Source organism: Ferrovibrio sp., assembly GCF_002796975.1.
Lineage (GTDB): Bacteria > Pseudomonadota > Alphaproteobacteria > Ferrovibrionales > Ferrovibrionaceae > Ferrovibrio.
Genome location: NZ_PEKV01000005.1, coordinates 297,258 through 306,225, shown reverse-complemented (window position 1 = coordinate 306,225; position 8,968 = coordinate 297,258). Strand labels below are relative to the sequence as shown.

Here is an 8,968-nt window from a genome sequence, read left to right as displayed (position 1 = left end):
CCGAAGGGCGGCGAGCTGAAGCTCTCGACGCCGGCCGGCTTCGACAGCCTCAATCCCTTCATTCCGAAAGGCGACGCAGCCCCCGGACTCGGCATGGTCTACGAGACCCTGATGGCGCAGCCGCCCGATGACGACCTGTCGGAATACGGCCTGATTGCCGAAACCGTGGAGGTGCCCGACGATCTGAGCTGGATTGTCTTCAATCTGCGCGCCGAGGCTAAATGGGCCAACGGCAAGCCGATCACTGCAGAGGATATTGCCTGGAGCTTCGAGCAGATCAGGACCAGTGGCGAGCCAATGCTGCAGCATTATTACGCCAACGTTCAGAAGGCCGAAGTTCTCTCGCCGCGCAAGGTGAAGTTCCATTTCACCGGGCCGAAGAACCGTGAACTGCCGCAGATCATCGGCCAGTTGCCGGTGCTGCAGAAAGCCGACTGGGAAAAGCGCGGCTTCGACAAAGTGACGCTGGAGAAGTGGGAGGGCTCGGGCCCCTATCGCATTGACAGCGTCGAGCCCAACCGCACCATCACCTATACGCGGCGCAACGACTGGTGGGGCAAGGATCTGCCGATCAACAAGGGCCGCTACAATTTCGATCGCATCCGCTACGACGTCTATCGCGACCAGACAGTGGCGCGCGAAGCCTTCAAATCCGGCCAGTATGATTTCCGTGGCGAGAACAGTGCGCGCGAATGGGCCGTCTTCTATGACTTCCCCGCCATGGCGCAGGGACTGGCGAAGAAGCAGGAATTCAAACACGAACGCCCCGGCGGCATCGGCGGCTTCATCTTCAACACCCGGCGTGACAAGTTCCAGGATGCGCGCGTGCGCAAGGCGCTGGCGCTGGCCTGGGATTTCGAGTGGTACAACAAGAATATGGCCTATGGCGCCTATTACCACCCGAGCAGCTATTTCGATAATTCAGACTTCGCCGCACGCGGCGAGCCTTCGGCCGAAGAACTGAAGCTGCTGGAGCCACTGCGCGACAAGCTGCCCAAGGAAGTGTTCGGTCCGGCCTGGAAGGCGCCGGCCTCGGACGGCTCGGGTCAGGACCGCAAGAATCTGCGCGAGGCGACGCAGTTGCTGAAAGCAGCCGGCTGGGAGGTCAAGAACGGCAAGCTGGTGAATGCCAAGGGCGAGCCCTTCGTGCTGGAACTGCTGCTGCGCGATGCCACCTATGAACGCATGGGTGGCCCCTGGGTGCAGGCACTGCAGCGCCTGGGTATCACCATGAACATGCGTACGGTGGACAGCGCGCAGTATGTCAATCGCCTCCGCAGCTTCGATTTCGACGTGATCTATTCCGGCTGGGGCCAGTCGAATTCGCCGGGCAATGAGCAGCGCAGCTATTTCCACTCGACCGCCGCCGACAATCCCGGTGGCCGCAACTATGCCGGCATCAAGAACCCGGCCATCGATACGCTGGTCGATGCGGTGATCGCGGCGCCCTCGCGCGCAGCCCTGATCCCTGCCGTGCGTGCACTGGATCGCGCGCTGACCTGGAACTGGTATATCGCGCCCACACTGGGCCACAATGCCGACCGCATCGCCTATTGGGACAAGTTCGGCATGCCCGAAAAGAACCCCAAGAACGGCGTCGATGTCATGTCCTGGTGGGTCGATCCCGCCAAAGCCGCCAAACTTTCCAACAGCAAGCAGTAAATCATGACCTGGCTGAAGCCCGTAACCCTGGAAGATGACAGCGTAGCGTTAGTCCCGCTGAGCCATGACCATCACGATCCGCTGGTGGAGGCTGTGCAGGACGGCGAGCTATGGAACCTGTGGTACACGCTGATCCCGAAGCCGGAAGGCATGACCGCCGAGATCGACCGCCGGCTCGGACTGCAGGACAAGGGCTCGATGCTGCCCTTCACCGTGCTGGACAAGACACAGAACGGTAAACCCGTCGGCATGACCACCTATATGAATGTCGATGCCGCCAACCGCCGCGTCGAAATCGGCTCGACCTGGTATCGCAAGAGCGTGCAGCGCTCGCCGCTCAACACGCGCTGCAAGATTCTGCTGCTGTCTTACGCGTTCGAGACACTCGACTGCATTGCCGTCGAATTCCGCACGCATTTCTTCAATCACCAGAGCCGCGAGGCGATTGCGCGGCTGGGCGCCAAGCAGGACGGTATCCTGCGCAATCACCAGCTCGGTGCCAACGGCTCGATGCGCGACACCGTGGTGTTCAGCATCCTGCCCAATGAATGGCCGGCAGTGAAGACCCATCTGCAACACCGGCTCGACCGCCTGGCGAAGGGCCAGACGGCGTGAGGGCCTCTGCGCTCATCGCCGCCTGTCTGCTGCTTGCCAGCCTTCCGTCCCTTGCACAATCACGCCATGGCCTTTCCGCTTTCGGCGACCTGAAGCATCCGCCCGGCTTCAAACATTTCGATTATGTGAATCCCGACGCCCCCAAGGGCGGTGAGCTGCGCAGCTGGCAGCTCGAATCTTACGACAACCTCAATCCGCTGATCCTCAAGGGCGTGATGGCGCGCAACCTGTCGCTCGCCTTCCAGAGCCTGATGGCGCGCGGCATGGACGAACCCGATGCGGTCTACGGCGATCTGGCCGAAAGTGCCGAACTGGCCGAGGACCGCAGCTGGGCAGCTTTCAGCATCAACCCGAAGGCGAAGTTCAGCGACGGCACACCGGTGACCGCCGAGGATGTGGTTTTCACCATCGAGGCGGTGAAGAAGGACGGCCATCCGGTCTATCAGCTGATCCTGCGCGACGTGGACAGTGTGACCGCTGAAAGCCGCCTGCGTGTGGTGTTCCGCTTCGCCGAATCCGAAAGCCGGCGTGACCTGCCGCTGACCGTGGCTCAATTGCCGGTCCTGCCCAAGGCCTGGTTCGCGGGTAAAGACTTCGCCAGCCCAACCATCGAGCCGATCCCCGGTTCCGGGCCTTATCGCATCAGCCGCGTCGATGCCGGCCGCAGCCTCACCTTCGAGCGCGTGAAGGACTGGTGGGCCAGGGATTTGCCGGTCAACAAGGGCCGCTATAATTTCGACTGGTATCGCGACGACTATTACCGCGACCGCGATATCGGCGCCGAGGCCTTCTTTGCCGGTGAATACGATTTCCGTGAGGAAGTAACGGCGCGCGTCTGGGCCACCGGCTACCAGGGCAAGCCGGCCTTCGACCAGGGCCGCATCAAACGCGAAGTGCTGAAGGACGAGACGCCGTCCGGCGTGCAGGCCTGGTTTCTCAACAGCCGCAAGCCGCATCTGAGCGATGCCCGCGTGCGGGAGGCGATCAACCTTGCCTACGATTACGAATGGGCCAACAAGACGCTGTTCTACAGCCTGTACAAGCGCACGCGCTCGATGTTCGAGAATTCCGATCTCGCTGCCACCGGCCTGCCCTCGGAGATGGAACTCAAACTGCTGGAGCCCTACCGCGACCGCCTGCCGCCCGAACTGTTCACGCAGGAATTTCAGCCACCGCGGACCGATGGTTCGGGCAACAACCGCGCCAACCTGAAAAAAGCGCAGGCACTGCTACTGGAAGCCGGCTGGAAGATCAGCGACGGCAAGCTGGTCGATGCCAAAGGCAAACCCTTCGAGCTGGAATTCATGCTCTACGAGCCGAGCTTCCAGCGCATCATCAATCCATTCGCGCGCAACCTGGAGCGTATTGGTATTGCCGTCTCGATCCGCGTGGTCGACATCGCCACTTTCGAGAACCGCATGCGCACCTTCGACTATGACGTGATGTCGCGCCGTTTCGTGCAGCCGCTCACCCCCGGCATCGAGCAAAGGAATTACTGGGCCTCGCGGTCGGCTGCCACGGTGGGCAGCTTCAACTTCTCCGGCGTGCATGATCCGGCGACCGACGACCTGGTCGAGCATATCGTCAAGGCCCGCAACCGCGACGAACTGCGTACCGCCACCCGGGCGCTGGATCGCGTGCTGATGTGGGGCTGGTATGTGGTGCCGCACTGGTACAGCGGCACCTTCAAGCTGGGCTACTGGGATCGTTTCCATCGCCCGGCCCAGAAGCCGTTCTACGATGTCGGCCTGGTCGATACCTGGTGGATCGATCCGGTCAAGGACAAGGCATTGAACTTGCCGCGCCAGAGATGAGACACTAGCACCGATGCTTGCCTATATCCTCCGCCGCCTGCTGCTGATCCTGCCGACCCTGCTCGGCATCATGGTGATCAATTTCGTCATCGTGCAGTTCGCACCGGGCGGTCCGGTCGAACAGGTGATCGCCCAGGTGACCGGCACGGCCGCCGACAGCACCGCGCGCATCTCGGGAGGCACCGGCGGCGAAACCGGGGGAGCTGCGGCCGGCGGCTTCGCCCAGGCCGCCGAGGGTGCCAGCGCACGCTACCGCGGCGCCCAGGGGCTGGACCCGGAATTCATCAAACGGATCGAGAAGCAGTTCGGCTTCGACAAACCGGCGCATGAGCGGCTCTGGCTGATGCTCAAGCAATATGCGCAGCTCGATTTCGGCGTCAGCTATTTCAAGGACCGGCCGGTCACCCAGCTGATCCTTGAGAAGCTGCCGGTCTCGATCTCGCTCGGCCTATGGACCACGCTGATCGTCTACCTGATCTCGATCCCGCTTGGCATCGCCAAGGCAGTGCGCGACGGCAGCCGCTTCGACATCTGGACCTCGGGCGCCATCGTGGTCGGCTATGCCATCCCCGGCTTCCTGTTCGCCGTGCTGCTGGTGGTGCTGTTCGCCGGTGGCAGCTTCGTGCAGTGGTTCCCGTTACGCGGCCTCACCTCGGACAACTGGGCGCAATTCGGCCTGATCGACAAGGTGCTCGACTATTTCTGGCATCTGGTACTGCCTGTACTCGCCATGGTGATCGGCGGCTTTGCCGGCCTGGTGATGCTGACCAAGAATTCCTTCATGGAAGAGATCAACAAGCTCTATGTGCTGACTGCGCGGGCCAAGGGCCTGAGCGAGCGCCGCGTGCTCTATGGCCATGTCTTCCGCAATGCCATGCTGATCATCATCGCCGGCTTCCCCGGCGCCTTCATCGGCATCCTGTTCACCTCCTCGCTGCTGATCGAGGTGATCTTCTCGCTCGATGGTTTGGGGTTGCTGGGCTTCGAGGCGGCATTGAAGCGCGACTATCCGATCATGTTCGGCTCGCTGTTTATCTTCACCCTGCTCGGCCTGATCGTGAACCTGATCTCCGACCTGATGTATGTGCTGGTCGATCCGCGCATCGATTTCGAGAGCCGCGACGCCTGATGCAGATGGTGTCCCATCCTTCCTTTTCGTCATCCCCGGGCTTGACCCGGGGATCCCATTTAGCTTGCGCAGAAAAATGGGATGCGCGGATCAAGTCCTCACATGACAACAGAGGAAAGTCATGTTGATGACACCCCTCTCGCCGATCAATGCCCGCCGCTGGCGCAACTTCCGCGCCAATCGCCGCGGCTTCTGGTCGCTGTGGATTTTCCTCATTCTCTTCGTGCTCAGCCTGGGCGCCGAGTTCATCGCCAACGATGCGCCACTGCTGGTGAAATACGACGGCGGCTATTATGTCCCGGTGCTGAAGGCCTATCCCGAAACCACCTTCGGCGGCGATTTCGAGACCGAGGCGAAATACCGCGACCAGTTCGTGCAAGAGCTGATCCGGGAGAAGGACGGCTGGATCCTGTGGACACCGATCCGCTACAGCTATCGCACCATCAACTACGATCTCGGCCGCCCGGCCCCCTCACCGCCCACGAAAGAAAACCTGCTCGGCACCGACGACCAGGGCCGCGATGTGATGGCCCGGCTGATCTATGGTTTCCGCATTTCCGTGCTGTTTGGCCTGGTACTGACCGTGTTGAGTTCGGTGATCGGCGTGATCGCCGGCGCGGTCCAGGGTTACTTCGGCGGCAAGACCGATCTGGTCTTCCAGCGCTTCATCGAAGTCTGGTCCGGTCTGCCGACACTCTACCTGCTGATCATCCTCGCCTCCGTGGTGCAGCCGAATTTCTGGTGGCTGCTGGGCATCATGCTGCTGTTCAGCTGGATGGCGCTGGTCGGCGTGGTGCGCGCGGAATTCCTCCGTGCCCGCAATTTCGGCTATGTGCGAGCCGCCCGCGCACTGGGCGTATCCGACATTTCCATCATGTTCCGCCACCTGCTGCCCAATGCGATGGTGGCGACGCTCACCATGATGCCCTTCATCCTGAACGGCTCGATCACCACGCTGACCGCGCTCGATTTTCTCGGCTTCGGCCTGCCACCGGGCTCGCCCTCGCTGGGTGAACTGCTGGCGCAGGGCAAGACCAATATCCAGGCGCCCTGGCTCGGCATGACCGCCTTTGCCGTGCTGGCCGTGATGCTGAGCCTACTGATTTTCATCGGCGAAGCGGTGCGTGACGCCTTCGACCCGCGCAAGATCTTCAAATGACAGACGCCCCTCTCTTGCAAGTCCGTGACCTGAGCGTGCGCTTCGGCCAAGGGGATAACCCGGTCGAGGCCGTGAAGCATGTCTCGTTCGACATCGCGCGCGGCGAGACCCTGGCGCTGGTCGGCGAGAGCGGCTCGGGCAAGTCGGTGACCGCGCTGTCGGTGCTGCAGCTGTTGCCTTATCCTCTTGCCAGTCATCCGAACGGCTCGATCAGATTCCGCGGTGACGAGATGGTGAATGTCGCCCCGGGTGCTTTGCAGCGCATCCGCGGCAACCGCATCGCCATGGTGTTCCAGGAGCCGATGACCTCGCTCAATCCGCTGCACAGCATCGAGCGGCAGATCAACGAGGTACTGTTCCTGCACAAGCGGCTGAACAAGGCGGCCGCGCGCGCGCGTACACTGGAACTGCTGCAGCTGGTCGGCCTGCCCGAAGCCGAAAAGCGCCTCAGCGCCTATCCACATCAGCTGTCCGGCGGTCAGCGCCAGCGCGTGATGATCGCCATGGCGCTGGCCAACGAACCGGATCTCCTGATTGCCGACGAGCCGACGACGGCATTGGACGTCACCATCCAGGCGCAGATCCTGAAACTTCTGAAAGACCTGCAACAGAAGATGGGTATGGCGCTGCTGCTGATCACGCACGACCTGAATATCGTGCGCAAGGTGGTCGATCGCGTCTGCATCATGACCAATGGCGAGATCGTCGAACACGGCCCGGTCGCCCAGGTTTTCGGCGCGCCGCAGCATACGTATACGAAGAAGCTGCTGGCTGCTGAACCCAAGGGCAGCGCCGCCGTGGCGCAACCCGATGCGCCGGTGATGATGGAAGCCAGGGATGTGAAAATCTGGTTCCCGATCACGGCCGGGCTGCTGCGCCGGACCGTTGGTCATATCAAAGCAGTCGACGGCATCTCGCTCAGCGTCCGCGCTGGCGAGACATTGGGCGTGGTGGGTGAGTCCGGTTCGGGCAAGTCGACGCTGGCCTACGCGCTGCTGCGCCTGCAGAGGAGCGAAGGCAGCATCCGTTTCCGCGGCGACGAGCTGCAAGGCCGCAGCTGGAACGAGATGCGGGCCCTGCGCAAGGATATGCAGATCGTCTTCCAGGACCCGTTCGACTCGCTCAGCCCCCGCCTGTCGATATTCCATATCGTCTCGGAAGGCCTGCAGGTGCATGGCATCGGCGCCAATGAAACCGAACGCCGCGCCATGGTGGCCGAGGCCTTACGCGAGACCGGCCTCGATCCGGCCGCCATGGACCGCTATCCGCATGAATTCTCCGGCGGCCAGCGCCAGCGCATCGCCATTGCCCGCGCCATCGTGCTGAAGCCGAAATTCATTGTGCTGGACGAGCCGACCTCGGCGCTGGATATGAGCGTGCAGGCGCAGATCGTCGACCTGCTGCGCGACCTGCAACAGAAACACGGCCTGGCCTATCTGTTCATCAGCCATGACCTGCGCGTGGTACGCGCGCTGTCTGATCGCGTGATGGTGATGAAGGACGGCAAGGTGGTGGAAGAGAATAGCGCGAAGCAGATCTTCGATGCACCGCAGACCGACTATACCAAGGCATTGATCGCAGCGGCCTTCGACATTGCCGTGCGGCACGAAACGGCAGTGCGCAGCTGATGGCGCTGCTGATCTATACCAAGGCCCATGACCCGGCCATCTGGGCTGCCGAGATCAGGGCGCTGATGCCTGACCTCGATATCCGCATCTACCCGGAAACCGGCAACCCGAACGAGATCGAGGTGGCCCTCGTGGCCAAGCCGCCGCATGGCCTGCTCAAGAGCTTTCCCAACCTGAAGCTGATCCATGCCTTCGGCGCCGGGGTCGACGCCATCCTGGCCGACGCAGATCTCCCGCACCATGTGCCGCTGACTCGGGTGATCGACGACCGATTAACGCTGGCGATGACGGAATATGTGCTGCTGCATGTGCTGCGCTTCCACCGCCAGGTCGATGCCATGGCCGCCAACCAGCGCAACAGGGCGTGGAAATGGCTGCCGCCGGTGGATGCCTCCGAGCGCGTGATCGGCATCATGGGCATGGGTACGCTGGGCATGGCGGCAGCGCAGAAGCTGTCGCAATTCGGTTTCCAGCTGGTCAGCTGGAGTCGCGGCCTGAAAGCCGTGGACGGTGTCACCAGCTTCCACGGCGACGAACATCTCGACAGCTTCCTGAAGCTCTGCAACCTGCTGATCTGCCTGCTGCCGCTGACGCCGGAAACCCGCGGCATCATCAGCCGCCGCACGCTCTCATTGCTGCCGCGCGGCGCCTATATCATCAATGCCGCACGCGGCGGCCATGTGGTGGAAGCCGACCTGTTGCATGCGCTCGATTCCGAATGGCTGTCGGGTGCAACGCTCGACGTGTTCGACGAGGAACCGTTGCGCGACGATCATCCCTTCTGGACGCATCCGAAAGTGACGGTGACGCCACATAATGCGGCTGACAGCATCCCGGCCCAGGTGGCGCCACAGATCGTCGACAATATCCGGCGGATGCAGGAAGGCCTGCCGCTGCTGCGGCTGGTGGATTACAAAAGAGGGTATTGAGATTTATCCGTCGTTCCCGCGAAAGCGGGAAC

The 8,968-nt window shown here is 62.2% G+C and carries 7 protein-coding genes; all 7 read left to right on the top strand.

Annotation, left to right across the window (positions count from 1 at the left end):
* Positions 1-1,662: extracellular solute-binding protein (locus CTR53_RS06415; protein WP_290810156.1), on the top strand; the 1,662-nt coding region annotated here is incomplete at its 5' end.
* A 3-nt stretch (positions 1,663-1,665) separates the two neighbouring features.
* Positions 1,666-2,277 carry a GNAT family protein gene (locus CTR53_RS06410; RefSeq protein ID WP_290810155.1) on the top strand — a complete coding sequence of 204 codons (612 nt, stop codon included), beginning with the start codon at positions 1,666-1,668 and terminating at the stop codon, positions 2,275-2,277.
* A complete protein-coding gene (locus tag CTR53_RS06405) occupies positions 2,274-4,091 on the top strand; it encodes an extracellular solute-binding protein (RefSeq protein WP_290810153.1) in 1,818 nt (605 codons plus the stop codon). Before CTR53_RS06410 ends, CTR53_RS06405 begins: the two co-directional genes overlap by 4 nt.
* 13 nt (positions 4,092-4,104) lie before the next feature.
* Complete coding sequence (locus tag CTR53_RS06400; protein ID WP_290810151.1) at positions 4,105-5,220, top strand: microcin C ABC transporter permease YejB; 1,116 nt, start codon at positions 4,105-4,107, stop codon at positions 5,218-5,220.
* A 127-nt stretch (positions 5,221-5,347) separates the two neighbouring features.
* The gene (locus CTR53_RS06395) at positions 5,348-6,379 is read left to right on the top strand and encodes an ABC transporter permease (protein ID WP_367158952.1); all 1,032 of its coding nucleotides are present in this window, start codon (positions 5,348-5,350) and stop codon (positions 6,377-6,379) included.
* Positions 6,376-8,007, top strand: a complete 1,632-nt coding sequence (locus CTR53_RS06390) for an ABC transporter ATP-binding protein (protein ID WP_290810147.1) — start codon at positions 6,376-6,378, stop codon at positions 8,005-8,007. Before CTR53_RS06395 ends, CTR53_RS06390 begins: the two co-directional genes overlap by 4 nt.
* Positions 8,007-8,936, top strand: a complete 930-nt coding sequence (locus tag CTR53_RS06385) for a glyoxylate/hydroxypyruvate reductase A (RefSeq protein ID WP_290810145.1) — start codon at positions 8,007-8,009, stop codon at positions 8,934-8,936. The genes CTR53_RS06390 and CTR53_RS06385 overlap by 1 nt, the downstream gene beginning before the upstream one ends.
* The last annotated feature ends 32 nt before the right edge of the window (positions 8,937-8,968 follow it).